Genomic DNA, 19,419 nt, shown 5'->3' with positions numbered 1-19,419 from the left:
TTATGATTAATGCTTTTGCATAGCAAAAGCTTAAATATCTACTTTGTTATATTGAAGGAGTGAAATGATTAAAATATCTTTATTATTAGAATCAAATTTCTATGAAATGTTTAACAAAAGAAATAATAGCTGAAATTATTTATAAATCAACCATTTTTTTGTATTTTTATTTTTATATATCATTAAAGTATTTGTATAAGTGGGGGAGTGAGTAGAGGGGGGATGGGAATTGTGCCCCCCTATGTGCCTGAAAAATCCTTGAAAATCCATTTGTGTATTTTTGTAACTTTTATGTTAAAAGCTTTTGTGTTTGTATTTGTGTGCTTGGATTTAAGGCTTATGGTTTGCTTTGTTTCTTTGAGTGGGTAACATAGACATTTGGCAAGCACAAAAATTCTCTTGTGCTTTGTGTCAATGTATTGCTCTTGGTGTTTTAGATTGTGTTGCATAAAAGAGATGTTTCGCTTTGCTCAACATGACAAGAGAGAGGCTCAACATGATGAAAGCAGTAAGTCTCAATATGACAACAGGGCTTCGCTAAACATGACAAGAAAGCTTGTCATGTCTCAATATACCTTGCACCTTGTCATTCTGAATGAGCGTAGCGATTGAAGAATCTAGTTAATATAGATGTTTTGGGCTTTGACTGCAGAAGCTTCGCTTTGCCCTCAATATGATAATAGGATTAAAGGCTTTAGCTTTGAGCTATAAGAATCTAAATGCGCCATAAAATCATGTTAGGTTTCTTTGCTTTTTGCTTGTGTGCATGACACAAACTCCATACAATGTCCTAAAATGCGGGATTTGTATAGAAACTAGATTCTATGAAAAAACTCATATTCTCCTAGAAGTCCCTATTTTGCGGACTTTCTGCAATTTATCATGAAATTTTAGAAATTGACACAAAAAGATTTATTTTGCTCTGAAGTCAGATGTTTTGCTTTTCGGGATTTGAGTGTTTGCTATTGTTGACTATTAGATGTAACGCTAACGCTCAACATGACAAGGTAGAAGCTTAACATGGCAAGAGGATTAAAAGCTTTAGTTAGTAAAAGAGATGACAAGGTAGAGATTTGATAATTTCTTTTAAAGAAGCTTTGCCTTGACTGCAGAAACTTCGTTTTACTAAAGAAGCTTTGCTTTGCAATTTTTTGCACTCTTGTAAAATATGCTAGAAGTTGCTGTAAAAATAAGTCAAAAAACATGCATGAACTTTATTTTATATGTCTTTTTCTTTCTCATTCCGAATTTAAGTAAAATTTAAGGTTAAATAAAAAATTTGCCGCGTAAAATGTGCGGTGAAGTTAAGGCAGGGAAGCCCAAGCAAAGAGAAAGGCTGCTAATGCTTTAATGAGATGTTTCGCTTTGCTCAACATGACAAGAGAGACGCTCAATATGAAAAGAAAGGTAGCATGACATGATATTACTACATAACAATGATATTACTGTTAGTATGGGTAAGTAAGTTAGAGATATAAGAATTATTGCATATCTACTGGCAAATATGCATAAACCGTTTTATATAGAAAGTTAAAGTTATTCTTTAGCCTCATGTAGTTATTATAATGAGTTGGATTTAAAGTTTCCCATATCTCTATATCACCACCAGCATAAAATTGTTCTTCATAGGCTTTAATCTGTGAGTTTGTTAGATTTAATAACTTTATATAGCCTGCTAGTTTATTTTCAACAAACATTTTTGGTAGTAACTGCTTTACTTGTTGCATATCTTGATTGCTTAATGAGCCTGATAATGTTTTAGTAGCGATTTTTAGATTTAAAGCATTATTTGAAAATTCCTTTTGCACTGCTATTGCTTCGCTTTGATATTCACCGGGCAGCACCTTTGCTATTAGTCCTAATGCTTCATAAGCTCTATTTTTCTCTATTTTTTGCTCTAGAATTCCTCTATTGATTAGCTCAATACTTCCACCTGTTAATTTTGATAGATTTTCATTAGCTTTTTTTATATTGGGGCTTTGAATTAGTCTGTTTTTTGCAAATTCTATTTGCTCTTCTGTGCCTTGTTTGCTTTTTAGCAATGCTATATCTCTTGCAAATTTATCAATGTTTGCATTGGATATTGCTAAGTTTCCATTGATATTTAAATTCTGTGTGCTATAAGGTGTGCGCACATTCATATCCAAATGTGGTTTGTAATAGAGATTTTGCATCTCATATACTTGTCCTATATTCTCATCTGCCCATTTAATATAGGGCATAGTTAATTTCTGTAATTCGCTTATTTTCCCTTTGTTATGCAATTCGTCTATTTTGGCTTTAAGCAATTTAGCCTGTTGTTCACTTTCTTTTGCACTTTCATTTTGCAATGCTTGTTGTTTAATTAGTAGATTTTGTTGTTGTGCTTGATTCTGGAAGCCATATCCTGCTGCCTGTGTAATGGACGCTCTATTTAATGCTGCATTATTTGCTGCTATAGCTTCATATTGATTATATGATTGTTTTCCTTTTGCATCTTTATATTTTGTTATGTCTTCATTTTTCACTTCTGCTGGAGTTGCTCGTCTGTATTTACCATTGCTATCTTTTACATAAATGCTTTGTGGTTGTATTGATTTATGCTGTAATTGTGTTTGGTCTCTGATATAGTTATCGCTAGCTGTAGTAAGAAGATTTCTTGCTTTTGTAGCTTGTATTTGACTATTTTTTGTCTGTCTTGTAATGTCGTTTTGCATTTCCTGATTTTGATTAATTAGATTTTGATAGTAGTTTTTACCCCGCAAAGATTCATTTTCTAAATCTGCTAAATCAAGCCTTTGTGAATATCTATCTATTTCATATTGGTTTGCGATTTTACTAGCTTTTGTTTGTTCATTTAGTGCTTGCCTTTGTGTATAGTCATTCATTGATTGATTTAATGCCTGTCCTGTTTGTGCTAGTGTATTGCCTATTGTTTCTGCTGGATTAGTCTTAATCGTATCGCTATAGCCTTGTAATACAAATTGTGTAGTCTGTGGTGAAATCATATTTTATCCTTATTTATAATTTATTCATTTGTAAGACTTGTTTTCAATAATTCTTTTGCTATGCCAATTTCTCTTTTTAACATTGCGTTTTCTTGTTTTAGCGCAATGATTTCATTTTCAACTATTCGGGATTTCCGAACAGTTGAATTATCAGCTTTACAGCTCATTCCATTTTTAACACTATTAGCAACATCATTAGCAATGGAACTAGTATTGTTGCTGCTTTGTATAATATCCTCATATTTCTTCCTAACCTCACTTTCTAAAATTTCTTGTTTCTGATTAAAAGCTTGCGTATCTAATTGCAATTTTGTTAGAGCTTCATTTTGCGTTTTTAGGCTAGCCTCCAAATTAGCATTCTTTTGCTTTTCATACTCAAGCTTTTTGAGTGAATTTGTATAAAGAGTAAAAAGGCTAATAATTGCTAGCACGCATAAGCCCAATGCGGATATGCTAAGTTTTGTCATGATTGTGCCCTATACAATTAGCTAAAAAGACTTATATCAAATTTTGCTTCTCTTACTTGCCTTTTGGTTTTAGCATTTTCTATTTGTGAATCTATTTTTTGCTTATATCCTAACAGTTGGCTTAAGCCTTGTCTATATAGATTTGATTTCTCTATAATCTTTTGCGCTAAAACATCAAGACTTATGTCTCTTGTCTTTGCGATTTGTGAAATAAAAGGCGCAAGTGTAGAATCTTTGGAAGCTACATAGGCTTTTGCTTCTGCTTCTTGCAAATTCCAAGATAGCATTTCAGTTACATTCGTATTTAGTGCCATATGATTGCTAATATTTTCATAGCATTGTTTGGAATGCTCTAAGTAAGTGCTCTTTAGCTCTTTTAAGTCTAATTCTGCAAAGCCATTTTTATATTGTGTGCCTGTTTGTATCTCTAGCTCTCTATCATTTGGAATAGGGATTATCTGATAGTCTTTATAAGTCTGTGTATTTTCTGCAATGCTCTTGTTATATTCCTCTTTAGTTAAGATTATTTCTACAATGCCTTCTTTAATAGCCGCAAAGAGATTATTGTCTAAATTTTCTATATCTAAAGGTATAAATTTTTCTTTGAATACAAAGGTATCATCTATATATTTTGTAGAATAAGCCTCTATTCTATCTTCTAACTCTTTTGGAATCTCTATTGCTAAAATATCATTCTCATTCCATTCGCTGATTTCTTCTTTAGTAAAAATAGTTACTACCATATCATCTCGTATTAGGGCATATTTTGTATTTTCTTTTGCTTTCATTATAATTCCTTTTTTACTTTATTATAAGGCTTTTTTAAAATTTTTTAAAATAGCGGATTTATTTACGCTATTTGCCTTTGTTGCTTGCTTGTATATAATTTTATTTTGTTGTGAGCTAAAGGATAAATATGCAAGAGTTTTTCAAACATTATTACTACATAGTCATAGCCATTTTATCAGTAGCAGTATTTTACTCCCTGCAATATCTAACACGCGGTCTAAATTACTTTGTAGATGAAAATGGTAAAATCCGCGTATCTTATTTGATTTTTATGGCGAGCTTGCAATTCTTTGTTAGCTTACTTGTTACATGGGCAGTAGTGAGTGCTTTTAGCAGCGAGTTTTTGAGCGAATATGAGACCATGAAAATGACTGCAATCATTGTTATAGGTGGTGCGCCTTTCAACATTACTACCCTTATATGGGTAGCCTTGAAACTAGAAGCCTTTAAATTGATGAAAAAGCGTTATGGAGAGGATTTTGATGAGGATACGATATTTACTAATGGGAGAAAAGAGCAAGCTAATGAGCCAAAAGAAAGCAATCAAAAAAACGAAGTTTCTTTAGCAAGTAAGATTCTTTTTGATAAAGATTCTTCACCTAAAGGTTCAGAATGACAAAAGATAAAGGTTAAGACATGACAAGATTACTTTATGTTGAACCTCTCCCTTGTCATGTTGAGTAAAGCCCTCTTGTCATGTTGAGCGTCTCCCTCGTCATGTTGAGCGTCTCCCTCGTCATGTTGAGCCCTTCTCTTTTGTCATGCTAAGCCTCTCCCTCGTCATGTTGAGCGAAGCGAAACATCTACCCCCTCGTCATGTTGAGGGCAAGCCCGAAACATCTATTTAATATAGATTCTTCAATCGCTACGCTCTTTCAGAATGACTTTGTCATGTTGTTCACCTAGCAAGCTAGGTTCAGAATGACAAGAGGTAAAGGTTAAGACATGACAAGATATTATATTCATAATGACAAGAAGGTTCAGAATGACATGATTTTTACTAAAGAAACTTGGCTTTACTAAACATGACAAGAAAGGTTGTCCTAAAATAATAAGAATGACAAGCTCTTTCGTGATGTTTCGCTTTCTGTTTCGTCATGTTGAGCCCTTCTCTTTTGTCATGCTAAGCCTCTCCCTTGTCATGTTGAGCCCTTCTCTTTTGTCATGTTGAGCGAAGCGAAACATCTATTTAATATAGATTCTTCAATCGCTACGCTCTTTCAGAATGACTTTGTCATGTTGTTCACCTAGCAAGCTAGGTTCAGAATGACAAGAGGTAAAGGTTAAGACATGACAAGATATTATATTCATAATGACAAGAAGGTTCAGAATGACATGATTTTTACTAAAGAAACTTGGCTTTACTAAAGAAGCTTCGCTTTACTAAAGAAGCTTCGCTTTGAGTTAGTGCATTTTATGCACTAACTTGCGTCTGTGTGTCTTTTAGTAGTTGAGGCTTTAAGTATTGGTATATGCCCTATCACATCATTAACGCTAGCATTATCTAAATCTATATTTCTACCCTTGCTATCTTTTAGAGTTTTAAGATAGCTCACGCTAACATGCCCACCACTTCCAACGCTAATAGGCACGACTTCATTAGGCTGTAATCTTACGATTGTAAAGCCTATCTCACCTGTTGTAGGTGTATCCATGTATTCATTAAAAATATTACCTACACCTGAATATCCATTGTCGCGAAATCTTCGCCCCGTCCATGTTCTGTTTTCATTTACTAAATGCAGCTGCCTTTTTACTCCGCCTCTATTGCTATGTCCACCTAGCACGCTCTTATATCTCCCAAAGCTAGAGGGCTCGCCATTATTCCTTATATCCATAGCATAGGTGTAAATAACATAAACAGTTACTCGATTCCATACTCTATCCCATCTCCCGCCGCCTACTTGTGCATATAGCTGGTCACCCTTGCCATCTGCTAGCCTATAGCTTCCATTGTTTCCTTTGTCAGTCCATTGTGCGATTTGAATTTCTCCACTTCTATCTCCACTTGCATCTAATACTTTTTTACCATTCCCACCTTGTAAAAAGACAATAGCTAGTGTGCCACTACTTGGAGCGACAAACTCACCATTACTACTAAAACTTGCAAATTCAAAATAAGACCTATCGCTAAAAGCTTCAAATGAGTGAGAAAAAAGTGTTTTTTCTGTAATTTTAGGTTGTCTAGGAATCCAATTTGAAGTATTGCTAGCATTTGCTTTAAGTGTATTTTCTGTAAAAAGCTTTCCATACATAGCTCTAGGCTTGGCTATGGTTGATACTTGTATTTGATTTGCTTGTTTCATAACTATCCTAATGATTTTAGATAAATTATATAGCTTTTTTAAGCAAAAAGAATAGCGTATTACGCTATTTATAAAAAATTATAAATACATTATGATAAGCAAAACAAGTCATTCTGAACCTTTATCTTGTCATTCTGAACCTAGCTTGCTAGGTGAAGAATCTAGTCAATATAGATGTTTCGGGCTTGCCCTCAACATGACAAGAGGGCTTGCTCAACATGACAAAAGACAAAGCCAAACATGACAGGGGATAGATGTTTCGCTTCGCTCAACATGACAGGGGAGAGGCTCAACATGACAAGGTCAAGGTTTCTTTAGAAAGGCATACTAATGAGTGCGAAACTTCTTTGCTTAGATAAATTACAAAAGCTTTTACTAGAAAAATATCCACAAAAACATACATCAAAAGATATATATCAGATTCTAAGAAGCAAAGGCTATACACAAATCAAGCAAGGCGATAAGCTTATAGATATTAGTGGACCAAAACCAAAAGACGTTATTAATCAAGACATTCTATTCACAGACAAAACAGGCAAAACAAGAATATTAACCAAAGAAACACAAGAGCAATGGCTAAAGACTTTTGGGCTTGATAATCTAGACCAAAGCTATATCCCAAAACATAGCCAAGAGATAAAGCAAGCTTTAGGAGATAAGGAGATAAGGCTAACCAAAGGAAGCTTATTAAAACTTGTAGAAAGAGATAGAGAGAAGTATTTACCACAGATAAAAGAAACATTAGATAGCCCTGAGATGGTTATTAAGGATATAGATAATATGCTTATTTTAGCAAAGCAAATAGAAGATAAGCAGTATTTCACAAGTGTTAACTTAGAAACGCAGGATTATTTTGTCGTTATATCTAACGCACCTAAAAAACAAAATATCTTAAAAAATAAAGTAGAAAATGGGGCTAAAATAATCTATCAATCTCCAAACGCCAAGTCAATTTTCTACACTGATACGCTTTTACAGACTGGCAAATCTCCAGCCAACAAGATTGACAATCCCCATTCTACCACAAATGCTATTCATCTACAAGATACAGCAAGCGCAAAGCTTGCATATAATCAAAATATCAAAGCTCTTGAAGCCCTAGATTCTATCTTGCAATCAAATCAAAACAAAATCCTAGATGAATTAACTCCACAACAAAGAGATGTCTTAAGTAATTTTAGAGGCTTTGGTAAGGCTAGCAATGAGCTTATTGATATTATTAAAGCAAAAGATTCTCGCTATACACATTTGCAGCAACTCTTAGAATCTTTAAGTAAAAATATTAAATCTAACTCAATTCTTAATAATGAAATAACTATTGCACAGCTATTAAGAAATAGCAATGATGCCTACTTCACGCCTACACCAATTATTGAAAGTATGGTAAATCTTGTTAAAAGCTTAGGATTAAAAAAGGATAGCAATATCCTAGAGCCTAGTGCTGGCAGTGGGAGATTCTTAGGCTTTCTACCACAAGATAACAATATTATAGCAGTAGAGCTAGATTCAATAAGTGCGGCTATTGCAAAGACTTTGTATCCTAAGCATATAATCGAGAATGCGCCCTTTCAAAGTGCAAAGCTTGCAAATAAACTCAAATATGATGTAGTAATAGGCAATCCACCTTATGGCAACACAAAGATACAAGGCAAATCAATTCATAATTATTTCATGCTAGAAGGCATACAAAAGCTACGCCCCAATGGAATCTCTATCCAAATTGTTACGCATAACTTCATGGATGCAAAAGATTCTAGCACAAGGCAAGCAATAGCAAAAATTGCGAAATTCTTAGGAGGAGTGAGACTTCCAAATACAGCATTCAAAGATGCAAAAGTTACCACAGATATACTTGTATTTAGAAAATTTGATAATGGAGAGGAATATGTGCAATCTAGTCTAACTGATAGCTTTATCAACTCTTCACCCTATAAAGAAGCAACTTTATCTAATTACTTTGCAAACAATCCTAAGCATATCTTAGGAGAACTTACCACAATAAAAGATGCCTTTGGGAATATGCAAATTGCTACTAAAGATAATGGAGTCTATAATCCCTCAAATCTTAATCTTCAATCCTATATACAAAAAGATGGCTTAGAGCTTAAGACTCCAAATGGCTATAATGATATGAAACAATATCATAAGAGCTACTATGAAGAGGGCTATCAAGAAAGAGCGCAAAAAGACACACAATATTATACAAATCAATTAAAAGAGCTAACAGATTGGAGAGAGGAGAGCATAGCTAAAAGAGTAAAGCAATATGAAGAACAGATTCCAAAAATACAACAGCTTAAAAATGCGCTGCAAAAGCTACATAATGCTGAAAGAGATTTAGATAGCAATGATAATTATGTAGAAGTATTGCGCAAGGCTGTAAATGAGAAATATCAAAACCTCTTAGGCAGCAATAAAAGCTTTAGAAATATAAATAATAGAATTAATGATACTTTTAAGGCTTTTAGCTTGCTTGATGATAGTAGCTTTGAAATATTTGCATTAGAAACAGGACCTATTATAAAAGAGTTAAAAAGTGGCAAAAAGGTAGTAATAGGTAGCCAAAAAGCGCAAATTTTGAATGAAAGGGTAAATTACCCCTATGTAAGACCGCAAAGTGCTAATTCCTTAGATGATGCCCTGCATATAAGCTTAAATGAATATGGGAAAATTGATTATGAAAGAATAAGCGAGCTATTAGGAATAACGCAAAAACAGGCACAAAAGCAACTATTAGATAACAAATATATGTATATAGATATTGAAGGAAATCTAATTGATAAAGATAAATTTCTAAGCGGTAATGTAAAAGAGAAATTAAAAGATTTCTATGATGAAAATGGGAATGTCAGACTTAGCAAGGATAAGACAATAGCCAATTATCAAACACAAGCTTTGCAAGATTTACAAAATGTTATTCCACCAGATATTGAAATCCCCTACATAAAGATTCCATTAGGAGCGAATTGGCTCTCTAAAGAAATTACTGATGGATTTCTACAAGATATATTGGATATAAAAGCGCAAACTTCTTATACAAGAGGCTTGGGTTGGAGTGTTGATATAATAAATCCAGAGGCTAGTAGTAGATCTGATTTGATTATTCAAACAAGTAAAGCATTTGCAGAAAATACAGGTATAAGTCATATTAATGCAATTAATTACTTAGAAGATATGTTTAATAATAAGACTTTAAGCGTGCAAGCAAGTAGGACCATAGGAGATAAAGTAAAAATATTCAAAGACCCAAGCTCTAGCCTAGCCTTAGAAAACCTAAAAAAGCAGCTTACAAAAGAATTCAAAGACTATATTATAAGCAATGATTCGTTTGCTATAAAAGCACAAAAGGAATATAATGATATTTTTAATACTACAGTGCTAAGAAAATATGATGGCAGCCATTTAAGCCTTATTGGTAGTAATAAAGATATTATATTAAGAACACATCAAAAGAATGCAGTATTTAGAATCCTTAGTCAAAGTAATACCTTATTAGCTCATGAAGTAGGCACAGGAAAAACTTATACAATGATAGCAAGTGCTATTGAAGCAAAGCGTTTGGGCTTAATTCAAAATAGCATGATAGTCATGCCAAATCATATTGCTACACAATTAGCAAGCGAAGCAAGGAAGCTTTATCCACAAGCACGTATTAAAGTCGTGCAAGCCATAAGCAAAAAGGATAAAAATATACAGCTAGCCCAAATAAAAAATAATGATTATGATTTAGTTATAACAACCTATACAGCATTTGAGAATATGAATGTCAGACCAGAAGCTTTTAAACAATACTATGAGCAAGAAATAAGCCAATTAGAAAAAATATTAAGCAATTTGCAACAAGACCCAAACACACCTAAAAGAAAAATTAAGGCAGTAGCAAATAAAATTGCAAAAATTCAAGAGAAAATCACAAAATACATTCAAGATTTAAAAAAAGATGATGTAAGTGTATTTTATGAGGATTTAGGAATTGATATGCTTTTGTTTGATGAGGCACATTATCTAAAGTCGCTTCCAATTCATACAAGCCAAATAAATGTTAGAGGTATTAACACACAAACAAGCAATAGAGCATTTGATGCCTATCTTAAAATACAAAATGGCAGTGAAAATAGCAAAGTAGTATTTGCCACAGGCACACCTGTTACAAATTTCATTAGTGATATTTATACAATGCAGAGATTTCTAAACTTCAAAGGCTTGAGAGAAAAAGGCATTGATAACTTTGATGAATGGAGCAAGATGTTTGCAAATGCTAGCACAGAGTATGAGCTAAAAGCTACAGGAGAATATAAACCTACAACAAGAATGCGAGACTTTTCAAATTTGCCCGAATTAAAAATGGATTATTTTTCTTTTACTGATAGTGTGAGTAAAGAAGATATGAAAAAAGATTTGATAGAGAGGGGAATAAAAAACATAGAGCCAGAAGTAGAACGCATAAATATAATGTTAGACAAAGATAAGGACCAAGAAGAATATGCTAAGCATATTATTGCTAGGACAAAAGAATTACAAGATAATCCGCAATTAGCATATCAAAAAGGAGGAGATAATCATCTAAAAATTATGAATGATGCAAATAAAGCAAGTCTTGATATGCGCTTAATTAATCCAAATTTGCAGAGAAATCAGAATGGAAAGATAGCTAGGGCAGCTAATGCAATTATGCAGAATTATAATATGTATAATGAACACAAAGGAACTCAATTAGTCTTTTTAGATACAAGCATTCCAAAAAAGAAAATGAGTGATAAAAAGCTAGCCCAAACAAAACAAGAGATAGAAAAAATTACAAACATCTTAGAAAATGAAAATCTCTCTAGTGAAATGGCAGATAGATATACTACAAGGTTAGAAAACTTGCAAGAAGCCCTAGCAAGACATGAAGCAAACTTTAGCGCGTATTCTGATTTAAAGGAATTATTAGTAGAGAAAGGAATAAAAGAAAATGAAATAGCCTTTGTGCATGATTATGATGGTAAAGAAGGCACAGCTAGAAGTAAGGGAATGCTATCACAAAAGATAAATAGTGGCGAGATTCGCGTATTGATAGGTAGCACAGGTAAAATGGGAGCAGGAAGCAACTTCCAAGAAAGATTAGTAGCCCTTCATCATTTAGATTTGAATTGGACACCAGCAAATATGGAGCAAAGAGAAGGCAGAATCATAAGACAGGGCAATATCCTATGGGATAACTATAATATCAAACCTAAAATCTATACATACATTACAAAGGAAATGACAGATTCAGTTATGTTGCAAGTCTTGCAAAGAAAGCAAAAGATTATTAAAGAAATCTCAAGTCTGAACTTTGCAACAAGAGAGCTAGAGGATACAAGTGAGGATAATTTATATGGATTATTGCAAGCAGCAAGTAGTCCCTATAGTGAGCAAATCATGCAAACATTTAACCTTGAAAAAGAAATTGATTTACTAAGTAACATGATAGGTAGCAATGAAGTAATAAAGTCTCTAAATGCTAAAAAAATACAAAGAAGTCAAAATTATATTGAAAGACTACAGCAGCAATTAAGCATGATAGGAGATTTTAAAGAAAGAATAGGAAATAATACTACATATAGTCTTGGCAATACTACAATAGACTTGGATAAAAAAGCTAATGCCAAACAGAATAAAGCGCAGAAAACAAAGTATAAAAACGATATATTAAGCAGCAAAGATACAGCTAATTTTATTATGCTTGATAGATTGCATGATTTTGAGCGAACAAATGATAAGATTTTAGATTTAGGAGTTTTTAGAGGCTTAAGGCTATTTGCTAAGAAAGATATACAATCTAGCATATATCTGAATTTAGGAGATGATATAAAGCATAGCTTTGAAGTAACTACATTGCTTTTCAAGGAAATTATGTATAGAAATCCAGATATAGTGCAACGATTGAATAATTTTATCAATAGAGTAAAAAATGATTCTTTGAAATATGGCTTGCAAGGAAAGCTCACACAAGAAAAAGAAGCTCTAAGTAAAGCTAAAAAAGCCTTAGAATTAGCAAATAAAGCAGATTTAAGCAATGCTAGAAAAGAGTTAAATAATAAGCAAGCAGAGTTAGCAGAGTTGAATGTATTTCTAAATAAGGCTAGTGATAGAGAAATAGAATTAGTAGAAAGTATATATGGAGAAGAATATAAAGACATATTGCAAAAGAAATATGATTATTGATATGTTGATTAAGTAAAAAGCAAACAATAGGGCTTACATGACAGAATTTAGCGAACATATACTTCTTAGGAGAGAATTAGCAAGGCGTAATTTATACGAATTTGTCAAATACAAATTTGAATTTTATTACAGCATGCCATTTTTAGATAATTGGCATTATGGATATTTGTGCGAGATTTTGCATTTGATATTACAAGGGCAATTACATAATGTAATAATTTCAATGCCGCCAAGCTATGGTAAGACTGAAATTGTTGCAAGATGTTTTATTCCTTATGCGCTAGGCTTGTATCCAAATATCAAATTCATTTATGCTAGCTATGGTGATGAGCTAAGTAAAAGTGTGAGTGTTGAGACAAGAGATTTCTTTAAGTCAAAGACTTATAGGGGCTTATTTGCAAATTCAAAGCTTATTATGGATAAGGCAGAACAGTGGTTTAATGATAAAGGTGGAGGATTATTTGCTACAACAGTTGGAGGAGCTATTACAGGTAAGCATTGTCATATAGGAATTGCAGATGATTTGCTAAAGGCTAGTGAGAGTTATTCTGAAGCAAGTCGCAAAAATAGCATTACATATTTTACAGAATCTTTTCTATCAAGGCTTTTAGCATATCAAGATAATCCGGGCAGAATGATAGTAATCATGCAAAGATTACATAAAAACGATTTAACAGGCTATTTGAAAGAAGTAGCCAAAGACACGTGGGAAGAAGTAAATTTAGAAGCCCTAAATACAGAGAAAAAAACATACAAAATAGGAAACTTTATATACAAAAGAGAAGCAAATGAGGCTTTATTTCCAAAAAGGCATACAATAGAGCAATTAGCCTTGATAAAACAAACAATGGGAGAATATGCGTTTAATGCACAGTATCAGCAACAGCCAGATGATGCAAATGGTGGATTCTTTGATATTAGCGATTTTAGTAATCATTTGATAAGCGACTTTGATATTCCAAAGCAAAAGATATATATTTTCATAGACCCAGCAGAATCTACCAAAGATGGAAGTGATAATAGGGCTATTGTATGTGTGGGAATCTCACAAAATCATAATGAGCTACCTTTAATTGTGCTGCTAGATTGCTTTTATGGGAAATGGAATCATCAAGAATTCATAGAGCAAAGCTTTATTATGATGAGTGAATACGAGAGTGCAGAAGTTAGGATAGAGCCAAAAGGAGGCGGCATTACCTTAGAATCAAACTTGCAAAAGCAGATACTAATACTTAATGCACAAAGGCAAAGGGAAGGTAAAAGAGTGCTAACAAATATCATTAAAACCTTTAAAGTCCCGCAAAATCTAAGCAAGCATGAAAAAATAGCAACGCTACTTCCAGCTTGGAATCAAAATAGATTAAAGATTAGAAAGAATGCTAGAGGCATATCGCAAATACAGCAAGAATTACGCAAATATAATCCAGATAGAAAAGCAAATGATGATAATTGCATTGATGCGTTAAGCGGCATTACATGGCAGAGTGATATATATCCATACAGACAAGCAAAAAGCATAGAGGTTCAAAGCGGCTTAAGAGATACATACTACTCACTACCAAGATGGCGAGTGTAGAGGAGGAAGTTTGGCATAAGAGTCATCATAAATATTTTCCTCTTAAAATATCCAAAAATAACTGATTTCTATTCTCCGCATCACAAATCAAAGAATTATAATCCATAAAATGAACTATTATATTATTTGCTTGATTATATTTATAACAAATTGGAAAATGAGTATTTGTATATATCTGATTATAATCATCTCTAATAAGACTTTTTAAAACTTCATCGTTAAATTTTAAAAATCCATAAGCCCAAATTCTTACCTTTTTTTGAGAATAAACTTCATTAATCATTGCAGCATAGCTAAGAATTTGTTGATGTGCTATTGCAAAATATTCTTTCTTTGCTTCAGGTCTTTTAAATTCTATCAACAAAATATCGTTTATCTTATCTTTTTCATAAGTATTGGAAATAATGCTTAGCAAATCAGGTCTTTGTATATTCTTGTATAACTCTGGAAAAATATCCTTAATCTGTATATCGCTAAAAATTTTATCATAGCACATAAATCTATCATCAAATAACCAAACATTATTGCTTCTATAATTTTGCTTATCATCAGATGTTTTTTGGGGCATAAACAAATTATGAATTTCAGCTTCTATACTACCTTTATCAACAGAGTTTTTTAATCGTTGAATTAATTTATTTCTATCAAATACATATTCAGCTAATTCTGCTTGTGTTACTTTGGTTAGCTTGGATTCATAGTTTCCTTTTGCTTTATTTCTATCATCTCTTAAAAAATCCTTATCATCGTTAAATTCTTTCTTGGCATTTTCTAGCATATCATTTAAATTTAATTCATTTCTGTTTTCAAAATACGCTCCAAGATATGGCAATTCCTTAATTGACTTTTTTCTGTTTTCTTTAATTTTGTTTTCTATATCAAAATTATGCTCTCTATAAATAACTTTAAGCTGATTTTCTAATTCATCATATATCTCATTCCAGTTTAAATCTTCAAACTCAAGTGAATTTCTTCGTTTAGGATAAATCTGTAATTCATTTCTTTCATCATTAACATTCTTATCAAAATAATCAGATTCTAAAATATAAAATATTCTTAAATCTTTTTCTTTTGGCAAGTTATATTTACTTTCTTGGTCTAAATCTGAATTTTTTATCACAACCCTATTGTTTGCGACATAAAATCCCTCATTTTTAAAATCATTTTCTCCAAAAAGATATGATATGCTAAAAGAATAATTTTTAATTTTAAATTCTTTCTTTTCAAAATGTGGTATTTCATTACTCTTAATATTATCTATACACTCATTATCTCTATAAATATCTATTTTAATATCTTTGCTTCCTGTTTTAAAATAAGGCAAAAAATGCTCTTTAATTTGTTTTTTAATCTTGGAAAAATCAATAGAAAATTTCTCTTTTGGATTTGATAAAATTACTTTTGTTTTATCATAAAAGTCTCGCTCTTTAGGCTCTGTCATACCATTATAAGTAAAATTAAACTCTTTATTTTTACTTATAACCTCTACATTTTTAAAAAGTTTCAGATACATAAATCTTCCTATACCCTTGCAGCCTAATGATTTTTTATAATTACTACGATATTCCCCAAAAGATTTTATATTTTCCTGATTAAAACCATCGCCATTATCAATCACTTCTATTTTATCTATATAGGGTGTTTTATTTTTTTTAATTAAACTAGGGGCTATAATTTTAAGTTCGATATTGGTGGCATTTGCCTGTATCGCATTCATTATTAATTCAAATATTACATTATGAACCTTGATATTTTTTAATTGTTCTACAACTGCTTGTATATTTACGTCCATACTCACTTCTCCACATTATTAAACTCCTAAGATTCTATCTCATAGAATGATTTATAGATTTGCACTTTTTAACTTGTGTAATCACTTAACAATTATATCTAGGCTTCTTTGGTATTGCTTGCTTTCATTATCCTTTAGACTAAGAGTTGCATTCATATTTACTTTATATTCGCCGCTTTGTTTATAGGCATATATCACATTATAACCTAAACCATAATTATTATCACCAAAATTCCATACAACACTCTCTAGCTCAATGCTTGAAATTACAATAAAACTAATAGGCTCTTCTATGCTTACAATTTGCTTTGTGGCATAGATTTCTATTACATTTGTATCTTGCTCTTCACTAAATTCTGGAATCTTTACCTTATCTAGCTCTTTTGTATAATCATTAATTCTAGCTTCTCCTATTGCTTTTAGCGCATTAACGGTTTCTTTCTGCATTTGATATTGCGTAATTAATTGAGGCTTATTCACATTACCCATTACATTTTGATAGCTTACCATGCAATTTGCTTTATTAATCTGTGCGTTATCATTGCTACTTTTATGCAAGACTTCAGCCTTTATCTTATCTTGCAAGGCTTGGGCTTGCAGCTGTGCGGCTTGCATTTTACTTGCTTGCACTCTGTAAAAAGATTCTTTTGCAGCATTTGCCTTTGAAGTAACATCTTTTTGTATTCCTAAGATTTCTAATGCACTTTTATTTTGTGCATCTCTTGTTTGTATTTCATTTAAATCTATGCTTAAAGCAGTTTGCACTGCAATTTGGAATCCACTCTGAAAGACTTGGCTTATGAAAGTAGCCAAAGCTTGGGCTTTTTGGTCATCACTAAAAGCATAATCTTTCATACCTTCTTGAAAGGATTTAAAAGCTTCTGTATACATTTTGCTATTTTGCATAGTAGATTCTATAAAATCAAAGTTTTCTTTAAATTTCTTAAGTGTTAGATTTTTAATATCTTTATCCATTTTAGCCCTTTTTATTGTGGCAGATGCAAATACAAATATTCATTCTCTATTGCTAAGAATAAAGAAAGACAGAAAAAGAAATTAAGTATAGAGTTTATAGCTGTAAAAGTGCGTGATTGAGGCACAGCGAATAAAAGCAATAGAAAGTTAAAAAAAATAAGTAATAAAGCAAGACATTGAATATATAACAACATATTTATCCTTTTTATTTATCACCTTTTGGCAGGGTGATATTTGGGTCATTTGCTTGAGCTTGATATTTTATAGCCTTAGCTTCTTTTTCTCTTGCTGTGGCTTGTAATACTTGTGCTTGTAGTTGTTGCATTTGCATTTGTAATTGCTGCATTTGCTGTGCCATAGGATTATTTGCTTCTTCTTGCATTTTCTTAGCTAATAATCTTTTGACTTGATTTGCTACATTAGAATCTGAATCATCTAGCACTAGGGGAATAATATCTTTCATATATTCTTGTGGAATGAAGCCGCTTTTAATAAGCTCTACCCATTGTGCAAATCTCTCATCTCTATTTGAGTTATTCTTAGGCTTAGTCTCGATGTTTATATCATAATGTCCTACATTGATTTTATTTTCCCCATTTTTGCCATTAATTTCAAAATATTCCTCAAATACATCTTGCTCTACAATTCTAAAGATTTGATTTGTAGTAAAGTATTTTGTTATGAGTTCAATACAACATGAAAATACTTGTTTATCAAACAAATCACTACTCATTAAGAATCTTTGTATCCCCACAAGCCCAGCGTTTGTTCTTTGCTGCACTACTACGCCACTAGCTCTACTCATATTCTGTCCCAAAGCTTCATCATTAAATCCCATTTGCATTTTTGCTAAGGCTCTTTTTTGCTCACTCTTTTGAGATAGGGCACTTAAGTCATTGGTATGATTTTGAAAGATAATCTTATTGCTTGCTAAAGCCCCATCTTCAACTCCTACTACTGCATTATCTAGGCTTACTTGTTTTGCAAATTCATCTGCGTTATAAATCGCACTTCTCTCATATAGAATCTTTTGAGAGCCTAGCATATTTGCCATTCTGTTCTCTGCGAAGTTAATATAATCTTGAAAGGGCTTAATATTTCTAAATATGCCATAAAATCTATTTTGACTATCTATATATAGCTTTCGCACAACAATAGGACAGAAGCTTACATCAAAGGGATTTTTCTCAATGCTAATAATTTCATTATCATTCCAAATATATCTATCATATTGATTTGTTTCAATATTTTTAACAAAGCTTTCATAAAAGCGAACTCTTTTTCTCGCTCCATTCTCTGAATTTGAATATTCCTTAAATTGCTTATCTCCATATCGCTTCTTTGCTTCCTTACTGTCCATGAATAAGACTTTATGAAAGTATTTTGCATCGCTTGCATCTTCTTTTTGCGAATATGGGTCAATGTATAGGGAATACATAGGAATATGTCTTATGCTAATAACCAAATCTTCTTTATCTCTACTCTCTTTTAGCCATATCTCACAAGCACATATTCCAAGCATTAAATCTAAATCGCATTGCTGCTTTGTGATTTGATATTCCTTTGTTTGTGTGATGCTTTTTAGGATATTTGTAATGATTTCAGCTGTCGCTCTATCTTGCTTTTGGAATCCTATTGCTTGCAACTCTGTATTAGCATTGAGTTTATAGCCTAGTAGCTTTTCGCCTAGCATTGCATAGAGATTCTCATATAAAGGCGGCTGTCCTCTTTGCTCCAAAATGCTTAATGTATATGGATCTAATTGATTGCCTTCATAATATTGCTTTGCTAGTTCAAATTCGTCCATTGCTTCCTTATTTAGCATAATAGATTCACTAAGGCTTTGCATAAGCTCATCATGAAGTTCTTTTTTCATTCTTATAACCAACTAAGAGTATTAAATTATTATAAGTAAATATTAGATTTTTATAAATAGCGTAAAATGTAATAATATAGAAACATAAATTAAAATATAATTCATTGCTACTTAAGCTACCAACTTAAGTAGCAAATACCCCTGATTCTAGCTTAAGAAAAAAGGGGCTGGGTGGTGATAAATATGGAAGCAAGTGAGCTTGTCATGTCTCAATATGCCTTGTGCCTTGTCATTCTCAATATAATTATCTTGTTATGTCTTAACCTTTACCTTTTGTCATTCTGAACCTTTAGGTGAAGAATCTAGTCAATATAGATGTTTCGGGCTTTACTAAAGAAGCTTCGCTTTGCCCTCAACATGACGAGGTCATTCTGAATGAGCATAGCGATTGAAGAATCTAGTTAATATAGATGTTTCGCTTCGCTCAACATGACAAATAGAGGCTCAACATGACAAATAGAG

The 19,419-nt window shown here is 32.3% G+C and carries 10 protein-coding genes; 3 read left to right on the top strand and 7 right to left on the bottom strand.

Translation table 11 applies throughout. From position 1 onward, the window contains the following. Positions 1-1,481 precede the first annotated feature (1,481 nt). The 3 genes from LS73_RS08835 to LS73_RS08825 are packed head-to-tail and all read right to left on the bottom strand — an operon-like array spanning position 1,482 to position 4,242. Positions 1,482-2,987, bottom strand: a complete 1,506-nt coding sequence (locus tag LS73_RS08835) for a hypothetical protein (protein ID WP_034556768.1) — start codon at positions 2,985-2,987, stop codon at positions 1,482-1,484. A gap of 20 nt (positions 2,988-3,007) precedes the next feature. Next, entirely contained in the window at positions 3,008-3,454 is a 447-nt protein-coding gene (locus LS73_RS08830) for a hypothetical protein (protein ID WP_034556769.1), read from the bottom strand. Between the two features lie 17 nt (positions 3,455-3,471). Beyond that, positions 3,472-4,242, bottom strand: a complete 771-nt coding sequence (locus LS73_RS08825; RefSeq protein WP_104692238.1) for a hypothetical protein — start codon at positions 4,240-4,242, stop codon at positions 3,472-3,474. Positions 4,243-4,370: 128 nt separating this feature from the next. On the opposite strand from LS73_RS08825, the gene LS73_RS08820 reads away from it, so the two are divergent. Further along, positions 4,371-4,859: a hypothetical protein gene (locus LS73_RS08820; RefSeq protein ID WP_034556771.1), complete on the top strand. Its 489-nt coding sequence runs from the start codon at positions 4,371-4,373 to the stop codon at positions 4,857-4,859. Positions 4,860-5,664: 805 nt separating this feature from the next. Here the strand turns inward: LS73_RS08820 and LS73_RS08815 are convergent. Further along, positions 5,665-6,549: a hypothetical protein gene (locus tag LS73_RS08815; protein WP_034558066.1), complete on the bottom strand. Its 885-nt coding sequence runs from the start codon at positions 6,547-6,549 to the stop codon at positions 5,665-5,667. Between the two features lie 330 nt (positions 6,550-6,879). On the opposite strand from LS73_RS08815, the gene LS73_RS08810 reads away from it, so the two are divergent. Both LS73_RS08810 and LS73_RS08805 read left to right on the top strand, forming a co-directional pair. Next, complete coding sequence (locus LS73_RS08810) at positions 6,880-12,738, top strand: PBECR2 nuclease fold domain-containing protein (protein ID WP_034557023.1); 5,859 nt, start codon at positions 6,880-6,882, stop codon at positions 12,736-12,738. A 37-nt stretch (positions 12,739-12,775) separates the two neighbouring features. Further along, the gene (locus tag LS73_RS08805; RefSeq protein ID WP_034557021.1) at positions 12,776-14,314 is read left to right on the top strand and encodes a hypothetical protein; all 1,539 of its coding nucleotides are present in this window, start codon (positions 12,776-12,778) and stop codon (positions 14,312-14,314) included. A gap of 25 nt (positions 14,315-14,339) precedes the next feature. Here the strand turns inward: LS73_RS08805 and LS73_RS08800 are convergent, their stop codons facing one another. The 3 genes from LS73_RS08800 to LS73_RS08785 all read right to left on the bottom strand — a co-directional run bounded on the left by LS73_RS08800 (position 14,340) and on the right by LS73_RS08785 (position 18,957). Continuing rightward, positions 14,340-16,106, bottom strand: a complete 1,767-nt coding sequence (locus LS73_RS08800; RefSeq protein ID WP_034557020.1) for an ATP-binding protein — start codon at positions 16,104-16,106, stop codon at positions 14,340-14,342. Positions 16,107-16,187: 81 nt separating this feature from the next. Then, positions 16,188-17,081 (bottom strand): PKD domain-containing protein, encoded by an 894-nt coding sequence (locus LS73_RS10335; protein WP_034557018.1) that lies wholly within the window; start codon positions 17,079-17,081, stop codon positions 16,188-16,190. A 205-nt stretch (positions 17,082-17,286) separates the two neighbouring features. Continuing rightward, on the bottom strand, positions 17,287-18,957 hold the full coding sequence (locus LS73_RS08785) for a portal protein (protein WP_034557014.1): 1,671 nt from the start codon (positions 18,955-18,957) through the stop codon (positions 17,287-17,289). Positions 18,958-19,419: the final 462 nt, after the last annotated feature.

This window comes from Helicobacter muridarum, assembly GCF_000765805.2.
In the GTDB taxonomy this organism is placed as follows: domain Bacteria; phylum Campylobacterota; class Campylobacteria; order Campylobacterales; family Helicobacteraceae; genus Helicobacter_A; species Helicobacter_A muridarum.
This window is presented reverse-complemented; position numbering and strand designations above follow the sequence as displayed.